Origin of the sequence: Paenibacillus endophyticus (genome assembly GCF_014192395.1) — a bacterium.
Classification (GTDB): Bacteria; Bacillota; Bacilli; order Paenibacillales; family Paenibacillaceae; genus Pristimantibacillus; species Pristimantibacillus endophyticus.
Genome location: NZ_JACHXW010000003.1, coordinates 343,662 through 361,160 on the forward strand (window position 1 = coordinate 343,662; position 17,499 = coordinate 361,160).

Sequence of the window (17,499 nt, forward strand, 5' to 3'; positions counted from 1 at the left end):
AAGGACTTAACTACTTATCGGCGGTGATTGGAATACGATGAAAGACCTTCAAGATTATGTACATGATTTGCCTCTGCCCACACAGGTTTTTTTCTCATTGGTGGAAACAACCGCCAGGCTCGTGGATGTCTCGGAGAAATATTGGCAATCCAGAGGGCAAAACGGCGCAAGAATTCGTATCCTCGTCGAAATCATGAAGGAAGGCGGTACGATTCTGCCCTCCATGCTTGCCCAGAAAATAGGCGTCACCAAATCCAACGTTACACTGCTGCTTATTCCGCTTGAGAATGAAGGTTTCATACAAAGAGCGAGCCATCCGAGTGACGGCAGAAAAACCATCATTTCCATTACGCCTGAGGGACAAACGCTATTGTTGAACCATTTGCCAGAGAACCGGGCACGCATTACGGACAAAATGAGCAAACTGAGCGGTCAGGAGTTAGCCATGCTTCTGAGCTTACTCTCTAAATTAAATAAGCCCTGACGGGGCTTTTCGCCTATATCGTTCAGGACTTAACTACATGGGCAAGAGAGGATTTGATGGGATATTATTACAATTTCCTTTACATGCCCGAATGGACAGTTGGGTCGACTCCTTATCGATGAGCTTATCCGTTTCATGCCCGCGGAGCATATCGTCGCCTGCTTTCGTTAACCGGCGAACTCGGGTGACTATGCCTCCATAACATGCTAAAAGAACCTTCAGCGCCACTATAAAAGTGGAGCTGAAGGTTCTAGTTCAACCTTATGTTACATGCTTAGGTAGCTGCCCTTCTCAGAATAACTGTGTTGGAGAAGTCCTTCTAACTACACTTGCATTAGTTCAGGAACAATCTTGCATTCGGAACAATTTGCTTCGATTGGGAAGCGCTTGACCATGAGAGTGATGCATGCGCGTTTCCGCCATTCTCCAAAAATTCCATCTTGATGTCATATTTCACTCCTGCAGTAAGAGAAACTGTTGCGCTTAGCTCGCCGTTCATAGACTGCCATTGGTTAATGACTTGCACGCCGTTAATCCAAAGGCGCACACCGTCATCCGTATGCGTGTAGAACGTATACGTTTCTGTATATTGCGGCTGTACTTTACCTGTCCAGCGAACAGTGAACCATTCTCCTGGAACGTTGACGGTCGGACGGTCACCGCCCCAATCGAAATCGATCGTGGCATCCGTACGCTCCATCTCCAAGCTTCCGAAGTTGCCTGCATAATATTGCCCAAGCAAGCCGTTGCCTGTACCGCCTCCAGAGCTGGCATTCGTCGTGACGCTAAGCGCATTGCTTGCAGCCGACAAGTTGTTTGCCGCATCCTTCGCTTTCACCGTGAAGCTATATGCCGTGCTCGCAGCCAGACCTGTCACGGTGATCGATGTTGCGCTCGCTCCAGTTGTTGTACCTGCAAGCGTACTGCCGTTGTATACGTTGTAGCCCGTCACGCCGACATTATCGGTAGATGCGCTCCAAGTCAGATTGACACTCGTGTCTGTTTTGCTAGGAGATGCTAGATTGGCTGGCGCACTTGGCACAGTCGTGTCTCCTGCAGCCGCATTAGTCGTAACGCTAAGCGCATTGCTTGCAGCCGACAAGTTGTTTGCCGCATCCTTCGCTCTCACCGTGAAGGTGTATGCCGTGCTTGCGGTCAAACCCGATATCGTGACCGATGTCGCGCTCGCTCCCGTTGTTGTTCCTGCAAGAGTGCTTCCGTTATAAACGTTATAACCGGTTACAGCAACATTATCGGTAGACGTTCCCCATGTCAGGTTCACGCTCGTTGCTGTCTTGCTTGGCGATGCAAGATTCGCCGGCGTGCTTGGCGCTGTCGTATCGCCTGGATTCGGGTTTCCGCCGGAAGCGGACGATAATCTAGCATTGGCCCAGTCCGCATGATCGTAACCAGTTCCATCACCTGCATCCCCAACGACCAGCTTCAGTACAGAGACGCCGGTCACATCCAGATCAATGCTTTTGGTAGCCGTGCTGGCATTCATGATTCCGCTGTCGTACGCCTTGACGCCGTCCAGCCATACCTCGAATGTAACGGTGCCATTATTCACGGCCAACACTTCATCGTCCACTCCAATATCGGATTGGAAACGATAATAGTTACCGTTTAAGTTATAAGTAATTTCGGAATTCGCATGCGTGCCGATACCTTTGGCGTAAGTAACGCCGTTCAATGTAATGGTACGCGACTCATTGCTCTTATCCTTTTGTACGTTGCCCCAGCCCGTTGTTGCTGATGACCACGTCAAATCACTGATGTACGTATTTACGGCTGGCGCATTCGTCGTAACGCTAAGGGCGCTGCTCGCTGCGGATAGATTGCCTGCCGCATCCTTCGCTTTGACCGTGAAGCTGTATGCCGTGCTTGGTGTAAGCCCTGTAACCGTCAAGCTAGTGGAGCCCACGCCTGTTGTTGTTCCAGCAAGTACGCCGCCACGGTAAATCTCGTAGCCCGTTACGCCAAGATTATCGGTAGATTGCGACCAAGTTAAGCTGACGCTTACATCCGTATGGGACGGTGAAGCTAGGTTTGCCGGTACCGATGGTGCCGTCGTGTCTGGCGCATTCGTAGTAATATTCAGCGTGTTGCTTGCCGCCGAGAGATTGCCGGCCGCATCCTTTGCTTTGACCGTGAAGCTGTATGCCGTGCTTGGCGTCAAGCCTGCTGCGGTATAAGCTGTGCTGCCGACACCTGTTGTTGTGCCAATCAGCGTGCCGTTGCGGTAAACCTCATAGCCGTATACCCCTATGTTATCCGTTGAAGCCGACCATGTCAGATTGACGGATACGTCCGTTTTCGAAGGGGAAGCCAGGCTTGCCGGTGCGCTTGGTGCCGTTGTATCCGGCGGGCCTGCATTCACGTTAACTGTTTGCTCCTTCAAGCTTGCTCTTCCTTCGTTATCCCAAACCACGAGCGTAACGCGGTATGTGCCAGCTTTCTGGTATGTGTAGCTAGGGCTTACCGTCGTGCTTGGAACACCTTCGCCGAAATCCCATAGATTCTCAGAAATCGAACCGTTGTCCGTCGACGTGTTCGTAAACGTAATCGGTGATCCCAATTGAACGGTTACCGGTGCGGTGAAGTTTGCTACCGGCTTCGGATTCGAGAAGCCGCGGCTTGTAAGCTGCGTATTCGTGCCGTTGCCGCTAACGATATTTCCGCTCCACTCGAGATTCGCGGCGCTTGACGGGTATTGGTCAATGGACTCCCCCGTGTTGCCTGTAATCGTGTTATTAATGAAGCTTAAACGGTCAACGCCTGAAGCTGTCGTAATTTCGATGCCTTTTCGACCATTGTTGATGATCTGATTGCTGTCGAACGTCAGGTTCTGCGAGTTGCCGTGAATACGGATCGCATTTCCGCCGTAGCCGGCATAAGCAGCCTGCGGATTGTCACGCGGTCCGTCTTTAAACGTGTTTTTATAAAAATATTGATATTGCTCGGTTTGCCCTGTTCCTTCGCCTTGGAGCTGCATGCCCCACATGACCATATTCTGAATCGTATTGTAGCCCCAATACTGGTAGCCTGTTCCCGGCGATTGCTGCATGCCGACTTGCTGTCCGCCGTCTACAAGATTGCCTGTCGTAACGCCGTGCTCGACCATAACCTCAAGGCCCATGTATCCAACCGAGCCGTCGGTTGCTTTCACCACATTGTTGCGGACCGCGATGTATTTGGAGCGCACGGCGCTGATCCAGTGATCGACATGGTTATCCTCGATTAATGAATAATCGCAATCCGTGTGAAGCTCGATGCCAAGGCCTTCCGTATGATGGCCTGTTCCCGTAATGTTATTGCCGCGAACCTCAACATATAGGCAGCCGTCATTCGCGAAAATGCCGCCTCGACCGGTATCATGGATCGTGTTATTTAGTATTTTCGCGTAGTTAGAGCCCCAGCCCGCTCTTACTGCACCGCCCCAAGCCGAGTTTACGCCGATATTTGTAATGATATTATCGCTAATCTCGATATTCGGCGAGCCGATCGCATACAGGGCAAATGGACCAAATCCCGCCGAAGCGGTAAAATCCTTTACGCGCAGCTGGCTCATTTTGTTATTGCTGCCGCCTTCGGAAACGACCGCGGACAACACGGAATTGTTGCTGTTGCCGTCAAGCGTCAGATCGGAGATTTCGACATTCGATAGATTATAGAAACTGAACATTCTTTCTTGCCCGGTAGAGGTGGATTTAATAATGGTCGTATCGCGGTTTTCACCTTTGATCTTTACGCCTGTTTTACCCGTAACCGCACCGCTTAGATGATAAGTTCCGGCAGGTATATATACCGTATCGCCGGAAACAGCGGCATTAATCGCGTTCTGGAAAGCCGTTTTATCGTCTGCCCCATCTGAGCCGCTCGCTCCGTAAGCGGTTACATTTAAACTCGCTGCAAAAGCGCCTGGCAATGGAATAATAGGAAGCACCAACGCAATAGATAAAGAAATACCGAGCAGCTTCGATTTCATCGTTTTGAAATTCATCTTCAAACATCCTCTCCCTTATCGAATGGTATAGCGGTATCTTTCAAAAAGCGACCTATTGCATCAACCAGCCTCCCCCTTCTAACATGTACAGTAAGGCGTCACTCCTGCATCTTTCTACAGCCATCATGCCAAATCTATTCCGCAATTGAAACTGTACAATTGGCTAATCCATGCAATATAACGCTATATAATTTACGTATTTGTGGATAAAGTAGGAATGGTCCAAATAATTCCTCCTAATTATTAGTAGAATTACACAAATCCCGTCCCTCAGATGAAGGACGGGATTTGTCGCCGTTACAATGCTATTCGGAATGATTCAGTAGGTTAGCGATAATGGCTGCTGCTTCGGCGCGTGTCAAAGCTGCTGAAGGCGCAAATTCACCGTTTAAACGCCCTTTGATCAGCCCTTCACTCGCCAAATTATGCGCCGCCTCTTTCGCCCATTGCGGAATAGCATCGTTGTCGGCAAATGGCGCCGCTTGCTCTGCTGCGGGCTGCAGCGCAAGTGCTTTAGCCGCAATAACGGCCATTTCTGCCCGTGTTATGGCAGACTGCGGACGGAAGCTGCCATCCTCAAAGCCGTTAATCCAGCCTGCTTGCGTCGCTTGCGAAACAGCTTTAAGCGCCCAAGCGCCTATTTTCTGCTCATCGGTAAAAGAAGGCGGCTGCACGTCGTCATCCTCCGCTAGCTGTGCTTGCAAGGCATGAACAAGCATGACTGTAAACTCTGCTCGCGTTATTTCGCGGCCTGGCTCGAAGGAAGCATCGCTCGTGCCTTGAATCATCATTTTGGATGCAAGCTCATGAATCGCATCGTAGGCCCAATGGGAATCCGGTACGTCAGTGAAATTTTTGGATACCGTCAGTACTGCATATTTGCTGAAATGGTTCGTTTTCCCTGCCAGCTCGCCATTTATTGACTCTCCGCCTACATAGGACAAGCTGCCGTCATCAGCAATTCTATAGATGCCTGGCTTACTGCCGATTTGTTGCTGAGCTGTCTTCAAACGAATGCCAATCGGACTCGTGAACGTAGATAACTCCGACAATTGGCCGTCACGCTTACGCAGTGCAAATGTGAGATCAAATATGGAGCCGTCAGCCTTGACCGACAAATGGGCAGAGCTGTTTGCTTTCGCCAATAATGCATCGGCTTCGGCCTTCGACAGTTCTTTGACCGAGAGCACGATCTTGCTGTCAGCCCGGTCCGCCGCTGCAACGGATTCAGCTAGCTGCTTCAGCACCTCCGCTGGTACGGTGAATGCAATCTGCTCCCATTTAAGCTCGAGCTCATTGCTGCCTAACCGCGTGCTTGCATCAACGGGCAGGATAATATCTTGAATGCCTTTCTCCACCTTAACCGTAACCGTGCCATTGCCGTTTGACGAAGCAAGCTCATCATTTTTAACGGCATATGAGGCTGGATGAGGGTTGATCGGAGGAATCTTCGGCGTAGTCTCAACCGGCGACGAAGAGCCGTTCGTTGTGACACTCAGCGGTGCGCTTGGCGCAGACCGATTCCCGGCGGCGTCTTTGGCAATAACTGTGAAGCTGTAAGCCGTGTTAGCTGACAGACCCGAAGCCGTGAAAGCTACAGCATCAGCCGTAGAGCCTACAAGCTGCCCGTCTGCCAAAATATCATAGCCGGTCACGCCGACATTATCGGTTGATGCCGTCCAAGCGATGCTGATGCTTGTGTCAGACTTCGACGAAACCGATAGTCCGGTTGGTGCGCTCGGCGCTTCCTTATCGAGCGGAGCGCTAATCGTAATCACTTGCTCCTTCAAGCTCGCACGGCCTAGGTCGCTCCATACGACAAGCGTTACACGGTAAGTGCCAGGCTCGTAATACGTATGGGTTGGGTTGATGTCCGTTGTTGGCAGACCATCGCCAAAGTCCCAAAGATTCTCGACAATCGTGCCGCCGTTTGGCATTGATTCATTGGTGAATGAGACCAATTCTCCCGTCTCGGCTGTAAACGGAGCTTCGAAGTCCGCAGTCGGCTTCGGATCTGCGAATCCACGGGACTCCAGCTGTGTATCTGTCCCGTTGCCGCTAACCGTATTGCCGCTCCACTCCAAGTCCACTGCCGCTTCTGGATAGGTTTCAATCGTTGGGCCGGCGTTGCCTGTAATCGTATTATTAATGAAGCTAATGCGGTCGACGCCTGCCGCGCCTGTAATATCTATCGCTTTCCCGCCGTTATCGCGAATGACATTGCTGTCGAACGTAATGTTCCGCGAGTTCCCGTGTATCCTTACGGCATAGCCGTCGTAACCTGGATAAGCGACCGATGGATGGCCGGTTTGCGTATTTTGGAACGTATTCTTATAGAAGTATTGGTTTTGCTCGATCTCCCCCGTACCCTCGCCTTGAAGCTGCATGCCCCACATCACCAGGTTTTGAATCGTGTTGAAGCCCCAGTATTGATAACCGGTGCCCGGCGATTGCTGCATGCCGACCTGCTGGCCACCATCGACGAGATTATCCGTCGTAATCGAATGATTGGACATGATTTCCAGCCCCATGCCTTTAACGGTATCGCCAGCGGTTTGTATCGTATTGCGGCGAATCGCATTATACTCAGACCTTACTACGCTTAGCCAGTGGTCGACCACATTATCCTCGACCAAAGAATGGTTTACATTGGTATGAAGCTCAATCGACAAGCCGTGATCTGTATGCCCTGAACCGGATACAACGTTGTTTCTGACAACTGCGCCTTCCACGCCATCATTCAGGAAGATGCCTCCGCGTCCGGTATCCGCAATCGTATTTCGAAGAATAGTCGGATAATTGGAATCGTAGCCAACCCGCATTCCCGCTCCCCACATCGAGTCCACGCCAATATCATTGAAATCGTTGTCCGTTATGACCGCATGATCATTATGGGCGATGAGAATCCCGAATGGACCAAAACCTTCGGCTCGTGTCATATTCATAATGCGATTATGGTGCAGATAATGTCCCCCACTGCCCTCTGAAACCGTATCGTCGGCGATGATGCCGCCATCGGCATTGGCGTTCCCATTGCCATCGAGCGTCAATTGCGCTACCTCCACATGGCTCCGGCCATTCAACGAAATCAAATAACCAACGGAATCACCCGTATATTTGATAATTGTCGTATCGCGGTTTTCCCCGATCAGCTTAATATCCGATTTGCTTTCAATTGTATCGGATATGTAGTAGGTGCCTGGCGGAATAACAACGGTATCGCCAGCCTCTGCGCCATCAATGGCTGCCTGAATGCCAGCCAAATCATCGAGCTCATCGCTCCCGTTTGCTCCGTAAGCGGTTACATTTAATGACATAGAAGCATAAGCGGTAGAGATTGGCAATGCAGGCAGCAGCAGTGTTGCCGCACATAACAAGCTGATGAACCGCTTGTTACTTTTGGACATACGTTTACTTTTGGGCTTTCTTGGCATCATTCATCTTCCTTTCTCATTTCAGATAGCATGCGCTCACTGGGCTTGGCAGTCTTCGGCAGGATGCTTGCTCATGCTGAAGCCGGCTTAGCCGGATACCCCTTTCAGGGAAAGGCTTCCGCTATAAGCCGACTCGCCGAGTGAATGCTGCTGTTACTCTTAGCATGACCAATACGTAATGAAAATCAAAGTGTACAATTCGCCAAACGATGTATAATCCAGCTGTACATTTTTCGAATAACCGCAAATATTACACGATAAGTGCAAACGTTTCTCCTGCAGGCACAGAAACCCGTTTCCATGAAACGGAAGCGCATGGGCCGAGCGGCTGCTTCGCCTCATCCTCTGATTCCACCAGCAGTTTCATGTGCGCCGGGAACTTCGTTTTATTGTGAATGGTAAGCTTTAATCCATCCTTGCCTGCAGCCACAAGACTGCAATCCACTTGATCAATGACAGTCACAGAGCCGCTTTTCTTGTTCACATAGATGCCGGGAAGCTCGGCAAAAGAGAGCATGAGAGACACCTCGCACCAGCATGAATACGGAATTACCTCGCCTACGTACGCCTGTCCTTCCCAATCGCTCATGTTGACCCGCTCGCTCATATAGCCAGCCGGCATGTCATCGCCATCCCATCCCCTAACCGGACGATCCTCCCGCGACAAATATTGTGCCATGTTGCCGGCAATTTCTCTAAGCAGCTCCATATAAAGCCCGTTGCCGGTAGCCCGGTACAGCTTAAACAACGAATCGCCTGATAATGTGCAAATGCCTGGAGCACTGTGCTTGTTCTGAACGTTGGCAATGACGGAGCCCGTTGTGCGGATGCCGAGCCGATCGAAGGTTGAGCCTTGTGGAAAACGGAAATCATACGAGACGCACCAGCTCATGCACTGCATCGCTGCCTCCTCCGCACGCGAGAGCCAAACCTGATCACCGGTCTCTTCGAACAGCACCATGTAGGACTCCAGCAGCGCAAACGCGGACTCGCTGTCCGGACATTGCAATATTTCACCAGGGCCTCCGGTCGTGACTCCTTGCTTCGTAAATTGGCGGTAGAAATATTCCGCAGCCTGTTCGGCAGCTGTTATATACGCGTCCTCCTTGAAATAAGCACCGAACAGCGCTAGTCCCGCAGGCGCAATTCCAGCGCCTGCCGATCCGCCAACCAAAATATCCCCCGTTCCGGAATGAACCCACTGGCCGAATTGCCCATAGCTGCGCCATAGCTTTACAAAAGCATCAGCTAGCCGTCTACATCCTTCAAGCCAGCTCTCAGGTATAACGAATGCAGGCATCACCTGCCCCAGAGCAATGAAGTGCTTCATGATGAAATACAAAGCATCCGCGCTCTTCCGCAATATATGCCACTGCTCGGGATGGTCCCGGTCCGGAGCATCGCTGAATTCGTCCCCGTACCATTGCCCTTTATAGCAGACGCCATGGAAGAAGCCCGACTCCGTCTGGCTGCTGAACATGAACCGCAGCGTGTCCAGCGCCCGCTGAGCGGAAAGCTCATTGCCCTCCAAAAGCAGCGCATAGCTCGACATACCGCCGCCGACCCATCCTATCTGCCAATCCTGATGCTTCATATCGATGGTCCCGACTGCGTAATAGCCTAGCTGCTCATTCCAGTTCAGTGCATTGTATTTCTGCTCCTGAACTTCCCACGCAGCGGAGAGCGGCAAACTTGGCGCCAGCGGGGAGCTCGGCATGCCCTGCTGCCTAACCTTTGCAAATTGCTCGAACAAGCCGTTTACAGAATCGCATGGAAACCGATAAACCTTGGTTTTCAATACGACGGTTTCGCCTGGCTTGAAATCATGCCCCCTGTCCGTGCTTGGCACGCTTGTTGTCGTCATTTCGTACTTCCTATCAGGCCGGACTCCCGGCGCTTGAAACGAAATTTGGGCAGAACGCCTGTCATCGCTCTCCTCCATATGCATGGAGGTGTCGCCAAGGCTCGTCGCTTGCTCGGTTATAAACAACCAGCCATTGCCGGACTTCTCGTCGAATGCGCCGATTGCAGGTGTCGAAGCATCACCGGTCAGCAAATGAAAAGCAGATGCATGGTCTCGGTCAACCGATAACCTTGGAACATCCGTAATAGTCGTCGGTATGTCAGGACCGCGCTCCGCAAGCTTGGTCCAGCATGGCGCATAGGGCAGCTCGCGCACGTTGAAACGGTTGCCGTTGTATACAGCTCCAGGAACAAGCACATAGTTATGCTCCGACCAGTCGCTGAAGCAAAACGACAGCGAGGCAGCCGTCTGCTCCGAATAACCGGCTGATCGGAATACTGCAGTCAACTCTAGTCCCTCCAACCGATCAGGATCGCCTTTTGTATCCAGCCTTACATTCCATTCCGCGCCTACAGCCGTTACTGTTCTCCCGTTTGCTCCCTCCAAGGTCATCTCGCACTGCTCCAGTTGTGCAGCATTCTCGTATCTTCTTATGAACGCCTCAACCTTTACGTTTGATAACAACTTTTCTATCGCTTCAACCGCCATTTTCCATTCTCCTTTCTCTTGCTGCATCAATATTCATTCGTTTTCCGTTATACGGCGCTGACCCCAATGACTACTTCCGATGAATGCAAGCCTGCAGCCGTTGCTTTAAGCGTTATGCTTCCATGGCCAAGACCTGCCTGCACAAGAGCCAGCGCATGGCCATTAAACGCCCTTCTGCTGCTTGCTTTATCTGATTCATGGCTGCTTGGGTTGCCATTGCCGACACCGAGCAGCTTACCCGCACCTTCTACCTGGAAATGCACCAATGAATCCGCATAGGGAACCACGTTGCCGCTCATATCCAGAATTGTTACCCTCACGGCCGCTACATCCGCACCGTCCCCGCTAAGTGCAATACGATTCGCTTCTAAACGAATGGCATGCGGTTTACCTGCCGTTCTCCGCTTGCTCTCTGCCGCTGCTGCCCCGCCTATTTTACCAACTGCCGTAAGCTCCCCAGGCTCGTACGCTACCGCCCACTCCATGCTGTAATGCGGCTTCACCATCCGTTCGCCAAGCGATCTGCCGTTCAAAAACAGCTCTACGGAATCGCAATTGGTGTAAGCCGCCACCTTAACCTGCTCCCCTTCGCGCTCTGGCCAGTTCCAATGCGGCAGCAAATGGACGATTGGCTCATCGACCCATAACGCTTTCATCAAATAATAGACATCCTTGGGAAACCCGCATGTATCCATCATGCCGTAATGCGAGCTTATGCATGGCCATTCGTATGGCGTAGGCTCGCCTCTGTAATCAAAGCCCGTCCAGACAAAAATACCGGTAAGGTACGGATGGCGAAGCACATCGGTCCATGATTTCTCTGGACTGCAGCCCCAGGAAGGAATATTCGTTCCATATTCCGTGCAATAGCCCTTAACCGGGTCATCCTCGTATATGCCCCTAGTCGTTGTATAGCTTGCGGATTCACTGCCAAGTATAAGCCGATCCGGATTTTTTCTCCGCCCGTCCACGTCCGCTCCGCGATGGCCGTAGTTATACCCGACAATGTCGATCGCTTCCGCATAACCGCCGCTGCTCCAGCCATGGTTCATCGCCGCCATCGTCGGTCTCGTAGGATCCAGCTTATGTGCAAGCTGAGACAACGACCGCAGTATGCGGGCTCCCATAACCGTACCTTCAAGCACCTCTTCATTCTCCAAGCTCCATAGAATGACGGAAGGGTGATTGCGATCGCGCAGAATCATCGCTTTTAATTCATCCATGCCTCTTGCAGAGCTGTCCAGCTTCCGATTCTCATCCATGACGAGCATGCCCAGCTCATCGCACAAATCAAGCAGCTCGGGTGATGGCGGATGGTGGGCGCTTCGGTAAGCGTTGCAGCCCATCTCCTTCAAGAGAGTTAGCTTATAAGCAATCAATGCCTTAGGCATGGCAACGCCAACCCCTGCAAAGTCCTGATGATTGCTCGTTCCTTTGATCGGATAATGATTTCCGTTTAATAAAAAGCCCTGCTCTTTATCAAATACAATCGTTCTTACCCCGAAACGCGTCTCGACCCGATCGACCAGCTTATCTTCTTCGTACAGCTCGGTCGTCGCTATATATAGGAAGGGATGCTCTGGCGACCACAGCTCAGGCGCATCCATTTTGAGTGTAAGCCCTATCGTTATTTCCTCTAGTCCAATAAGAGCGGCATGGCTAGATTGCTCTGCAACCTTCCGCCCGCCTGCGCGCTCGCTAATAAGGGTATGGCATGTGAATACGCGCTTGCCTTCCCCCTCATTCATCACCTTTGTTTCTAGGGAAACGACGGCTGTGCCCTCTTGACCAATCGTTGTTGTCACATAGGTTCCATACGGTGCGATATGGAGCAAATCAGTCGCTTGCAGCCACACATGCCGGTAGATGCCGCTGCCTTCATACCACCAACCTTCATGGTCGGTGGCATCCACCTTCACGAGCACGATATTGTCCCCTTCCTCGCCGTAACGGAGCACATCGGTTATATCGTACGTAAAGCTCGTATAACCGCCAAAACGCTCGCCGATCAGATGCCCGTTCACCCAAACGGTGCTTCTGCCCGTAACGCCATCGAAGCCGATTTCTATTTTTTTCCCCAGCTGCCCAGCTGGAATCGTGAATTTTTTGCGGTAAAAGCCAATTCCTGCATACAGAAAACCATGGCTTCCTGCTCTCGAGCCCATGTTGGGATCATTGATGAACTGCCCTTCCGGGCACCAATCATGCGGCAATTGAACAGGCTCCCATCCTTCCTGCATCTGCTGCGCTTCTTTATCAACATAGGCGATGTCGAGCCATTCGCCTTCCTCTCGGTTCCCGCAATCGGTCAAGCCGCCCGTCATCCCTCCTTTAACCGCATATGGAATGAACAAGTCACCCTTGTGAAAAAACCAATTTTCATCGAAATATTGTCTGCTTCTTGCTCCATCTGTCATTTCCTTTTCCTCCATTCGCATGCTACTTGGACATAAGCAAAATCCTTCATTTCTATCGATCGAAGGTTAAGTTAACACGGGAGCGGATACCAGTCTACTGTGAAAAAAACGATTAAGTGTACTTTATTTGAAAGCACTTGCACCCAGTGCTGCATCGGTTTTATAACTATAATGTACAGTTTCTAAATAGGGGGTTTTTTAAGGATGAGCACTGTTTATTATGTAGCGGCAAACGGGGACGACAATGCGCAGGGAACAAGAGAGGAACCGTTCCTTACGATAAAAAAAGCACAGGAAGAGGTTCGCCGGCTTATCCAAAATGGAATGAACCAAGACGTAGCAGTATGGATTAGAGGCGGGCTATACGAGCTAGAATCTCCACTCCAGTTTGACGATAGAGATTCTGGGAGTGACAGCTGTCTTATCCGCTACGCGTCCTTTCCAGGAGAAGAAGCCATTATAGCAGGCGGCAAACGCATAACCGGATGGACCCCATTTAAAGGAAGGGTTTGGTCAGCAAAGCTGGATGCGGGCCTCGACTTCCACACGCTTTACGCCGACGGCAAACGAATTCAGCAGGCAAGACTGCCCGCAGTCGGTTATTTTGAAACGACAAGCCTGATTGAGCAAGATCATGAACAGGCGAACAAAAGCGGCATCCGCTATCGTACGGAGGACCTGCCCGCTCACTATGATCTGACGAGTGCCCAAGTATTTGTTTGGCCGGGGGAAGGCGAATGGAATTGGTTCTCCGAGACGAAGCCAGTCGCTTCGGTTCATACCGATGAGCAGCTATTACTGTTCGAGAGTCCCTCCATTTGGCCAATTGGTGCTGGTTCCCGGTATTATATTCAAGGCTCGCTGGACTTCCTTCAGGCGCCAGGGCAATTCCACTTGGATTCAGCTGCGAACACACTGTACTACTTTGTTCAAGATGGTGTCACAGATCCAAACGAGCAGATCATAATCGCGCCAAGAATCACGCGCTTGCTCGAAATCAATGGCAAAAGTGCCAATGAGCCGGTCCGTAATCTGCAATTTGCAGGACTTCGCCTCACCTGCACCGATTTCTTCCGCGAATACCGCATGATGAACGACAATGTGGAGCAGGAGGCGCATCGCGAGGGCTTGATTTATTGCAATCATGCCGAGCACATTCAAATCGCAGACTGCAGGCTTGAGCAATCCGGAACCTGCGGCATCTATCTGGACCGCTATGCCAAAAACATAACGATCGACAGAAACGTCATTAGCCATTTCGGCTATATGGGTATCAGCTTGAATGGATTTGCTCCTGGCGCAGGACCATTCAACAGCGCAGACGCTTCCTTCACGAACGGTTACCATACGATTACGAATAACCGAATCGAGAATGGCGGCCAGCTCGTCGGACATGGCTGCGGAATTCTCCTTTATCAGAGCGGACATAACCAAATAAAACACAATATCATTGCCAATATGCCTAGGTACGGCATCTCCATGAAGGGGCTTCGGCACAAGGCGATGCCCTCCGAGCTTTACAGCATTCCGGTTACTTGGGAGAACCATTGGGATTTCCTGCACAGCAAAAACAATTTCATTGCTTACAACGATATTTCGGAGGTTATGACAGACAGTCAGGACGGCGGGTTGATTGAGGCTTGGGGAGTTGGGAGAGGCAACGTCATTCACAGCAATTACCTGCATGACAGCGGCATCCATTTCTCCTTTGGGTTTGGCATTTATTTGGATGATGCAGCCGATGATTTCACGGTGACTAACAATGTCATAACCCGCTTATACAGCACAGGCGAAGGCAAGCTTTGGATGCTTATTTTCTCGAAGGGCATTGGGAATCGAATCTTTAACAATCTCCTTGCCCAGAATCCGGCTGCTATCTCCGCAATCGGGTCACAGGAAATGGCTGACGAAGAAAACAAGGATATCGAAATTGCGCGCAATATCATTTACAATTCAGGCTATCTATATTATTTTGTTAACTATAGCGATGCGAGATTCGCATCTGCCGACCGCAACCTTTATTGGAATAACGGCGCGCCTTGCAAAATAGCTGGCTGCCTGCCGCTTACCGCTAGCGGGGATGACGTTCTTGGCAGAGAGGAATACGGCTGGGCGCAGTGGCGGTCACTCGCAAACGGCAAATACGACGAAGAAACATTGCATGAGGACCCTTCGTTCCTGCTTGCCGAGAAGGCTGATTACCGTCTGCAGCCGAAGTCACCCGCCTATCTTCTTGGCTGGAGCGATATCGAATTCGATAAGATCGGTCCGCAATAAACAGATCGTTGACACAGGGGGCTTGGATCAGATGAAGGTATTCGGATTCTATAAATCCAAAAAATATTTGCAGCGGGTCATGTTCTCCATTATGGCATCCATGGTGGTCGTACTCGTTGCGTCATCGATATCCAATACGTATATTCTAGAGAAATCGGTCAAAAGCATTCAAGAGGAATCCAACCTGAAGGTGCTCTCGCAAATTCAATACAATCTTTCCTATATGAACGATATCATTACGAGGCTTTCCAATTTCGTATACCGTGACCATTTTCTAATCCCGCTTATGTTTAATGATGATTTGCCCAAAATGGATCTGATCCGCGGCCATCGTCAAATGTCGAATATTATGGAGAGCTCTTCCTTTCTTCATTCAATGGTCATCTACAACAAATCACAGTCGAAGCTGTATGGAACGAGCAGCAGCCTGCTGCTCGACGGCGGCGAAACGGACCAGCGAATCAGGAGCCTGCTTCTAGATGCCAAGAATCCGCAGCCAACAAATCGACTCATTCCGATGAGCCTCGGACAACAAGAAGGACGCATCGATACCTTTGCTTTTATCGTAACGGATTCCTTGAAACCGTTCACAAGCACGCAATCTGCCATTATTTTGTTCATTAAGTCCGACTGGGTATTCGAAAGCTTGAAAAAAATGAATGTAGCCAGTGATCGGGATCAAGGCGAAATCTACATTCAAACACAGGATGGAACACTGCTATCGTCTGATCCTCAAGCTACTTTTGTATCCGATCAGGCTCAAACGCAGGTTAAAAAGCTTGTAGAAGCTCATAAAGCAGAAGAAACCCGCTCTTCCGGATTTTTTATAGGCCAGCTTTCCGGCGAGAAGGAAATGGTTACCTTCATGGATGACGGCCTTGGCGCCTGGACGATTCTTTATATCCAGTCCTATGACAAGCTTATGGGAGCAGTAAACCATACACGCAATCAATCCTTGCTGATCTCTGGCCTTTTCCTGCTGCTTGCGATCGGATTGTCGGTGGGATTGTCCTATAAGCTTTACAATCCGATTGAAAATATGCTGAAACGAATCCGGCCCCATCTTCCTGATGGCAAGCAAGACGGCAATGGCGCAGGAGATGAGCTTCTGCTTATGAGCGACAATTATATGAAGCTGTCTGAGCAGTTGAGCGAAATCAGCTCCGAGCAAATTGTAAGCAAATATTATATTCGAAGGTTTTTGTCCGACAGCCAGCTGTTCTCCGACCATGACATGCAGCATCTGATCGAGAAGCATCATCTCAACATATCGGTCAAGGATCATTTGCTCGTCTGCGTACTCAAGATCGACCAGTTCTCAGCCTTCGGCAGCAATATGGCAGGAGCGTCCAACAAGCTCTACAATTTTGCCATTATCAACATCGCGCAAGAGATCATGGGCAGCCACTATCCCTGCGAAGCCGTCGAGATAAGAGGTGACCATGTCGTCCTTATTTTATCGCCAAACGCGACTGACTCAGGCAGTCGATTCGAGCAAGCCGTACCAAAGCTTCAAGAGATTCAAGAGACGATCGAGCGCTTTTACAGCATTTCATTGTCCTGCGGCATTAGCGATGTCATTTCCAATTATTCGTTTCTGTCGACCGCTTATACACAGGCACTCCGTTTCAGCCAATATATGATCGTAAAGGGGCATAAAGCTATTATTTCTTCGGAGGATATTAAAGGCAATCTGTCAAGCAAGCAAGTCTCGCTTCCAGACGCAACGGAGAAGAAGCTGGCAGAAGCGCTTAAGAAAGGACAGCTGACGAACGCCGGCAATGAGCTGGAGAAAGCTTTTTCGCTAATCGCAGGCTTCCAATATGACGATATGATTCGCGCGGTATCCAATCTTGCCTGGGTCATCAAAAACGCAGCCAGTGAAATAAACGAGAACCGTGTCGTGAACTTCTCTGTCGATCTGGATTATATTCATCAAATTACGCAGGAGAAGGAAACGCTTGAGGAAATGTATCTCTCCCTCCTGTCGCTATGCGCCAAAATTTGCGAAGGCCAGCGCCCAGCCAACATGGAACGGAACGAAATGATGCTTGAAACGGTGAAAGAGCTTATCGAGCAGAAGTTTTCCGACATCAACCTAAGCCAGCAATCCATCGCGATGAGCGTCAAGCTGTCCTCCGCCTATATCGGCAAGCTGTTCAAAGAGAACTATAAGCTGTCCATTACGGAGTATATCAATGAGGTTCGCCTCACTCATGCTCAAGTGCTGCTTGAGCAGAACAACTATACGATAACCGAAATTATGGACAAATGCGGATATGCCAACCAAAGCTATTTCTTCCGCCTTTTCAAAGGCAAGGTTGGCAGCACGCCGAAGGAATACCGGATGAAGAAATCGATCTCATAAG

Annotated in this window: 7 protein-coding genes; 3 read left to right on the forward strand and 4 right to left on the reverse strand. The window is 50.4% G+C overall.

The window, feature by feature from the left end:
- Nucleotides 1-37 precede the first annotated feature (37 nt).
- The gene (locus FHS16_RS07040; protein WP_183560306.1) at nt 38-484 is read left to right on the forward strand and encodes a MarR family winged helix-turn-helix transcriptional regulator; all 447 of its coding nucleotides are present in this window, start codon (nt 38-40) and stop codon (nt 482-484) included.
- A gap of 334 nt (nt 485-818) precedes the next feature.
- Here the strand turns inward: FHS16_RS07040 and FHS16_RS31645 are convergent, their stop codons facing one another.
- The 4 genes from FHS16_RS31645 to galA form a co-directional block, all read right to left on the reverse strand.
- Nucleotides 819-4,487 carry an NPCBM/NEW2 domain-containing protein gene (locus FHS16_RS31645; protein ID WP_246431639.1) on the reverse strand — a complete coding sequence of 1,223 codons (3,669 nt, stop codon included), beginning with the start codon at nt 4,485-4,487 and terminating at the stop codon, nt 819-821.
- A gap of 308 nt (nt 4,488-4,795) precedes the next feature.
- Nucleotides 4,796-7,927, reverse strand: a complete 3,132-nt coding sequence (locus tag FHS16_RS07065; protein ID WP_183560308.1) for an S-layer homology domain-containing protein — start codon at nt 7,925-7,927, stop codon at nt 4,796-4,798.
- Between the two features lie 247 nt (nt 7,928-8,174).
- Nucleotides 8,175-10,436, reverse strand: a complete 2,262-nt coding sequence (locus FHS16_RS07070) for a glycoside hydrolase family protein (protein WP_183560310.1) — start codon at nt 10,434-10,436, stop codon at nt 8,175-8,177.
- Between the two features lie 47 nt (nt 10,437-10,483).
- Complete coding sequence (gene galA, locus FHS16_RS07075) at nt 10,484-12,853, reverse strand: beta-galactosidase GalA (RefSeq protein ID WP_183560312.1); 2,370 nt, start codon at nt 12,851-12,853, stop codon at nt 10,484-10,486.
- Nucleotides 12,854-13,057: 204 nt separating this feature from the next.
- On the opposite strand from galA, the gene FHS16_RS07080 reads away from it, so the two are divergent.
- Entirely contained in the window at nt 13,058-15,130 is a 2,073-nt protein-coding gene (locus FHS16_RS07080; protein ID WP_183560314.1) for a right-handed parallel beta-helix repeat-containing protein, read from the forward strand.
- Between the two features lie 31 nt (nt 15,131-15,161).
- A complete protein-coding gene (locus FHS16_RS07085) occupies nt 15,162-17,498 on the forward strand; it encodes a helix-turn-helix domain-containing protein (RefSeq protein WP_183560316.1) in 2,337 nt (778 codons plus the stop codon).
- Nucleotide 17,499 lies beyond the last annotated feature (1 nt).

Bases quoted from the DNA above. Each gene is read 5' to 3' on its own strand.
- FHS16_RS31645 (WP_246431639.1), bottom strand. From the start codon at position 4,487: ATGAATTTCAAAACGATGAAATCGAAGCTGCTCGGTATTTCTTTATCT.
- FHS16_RS07040 (WP_183560306.1), top strand. From the start codon at position 38: ATGAAAGACCTTCAAGATTATGTACATGATTTGCCTCTGCCCACACAG.
- FHS16_RS07070 (WP_183560310.1), bottom strand. From the start codon at position 10,436: ATGGCGGTTGAAGCGATAGAAAAGTTGTTATCAAACGTAAAGGTTGAG.
- FHS16_RS07085 (WP_183560316.1), top strand. From the start codon at position 15,162: ATGAAGGTATTCGGATTCTATAAATCCAAAAAATATTTGCAGCGGGTC.
- FHS16_RS07080 (WP_183560314.1), top strand. From the start codon at position 13,058: ATGAGCACTGTTTATTATGTAGCGGCAAACGGGGACGACAATGCGCAG.
- FHS16_RS07065 (WP_183560308.1), bottom strand. From the start codon at position 7,927: ATGATGCCAAGAAAGCCCAAAAGTAAACGTATGTCCAAAAGTAACAAG.
- galA (WP_183560312.1), bottom strand. From the start codon at position 12,853: ATGACAGATGGAGCAAGAAGCAGACAATATTTCGATGAAAATTGGTTT.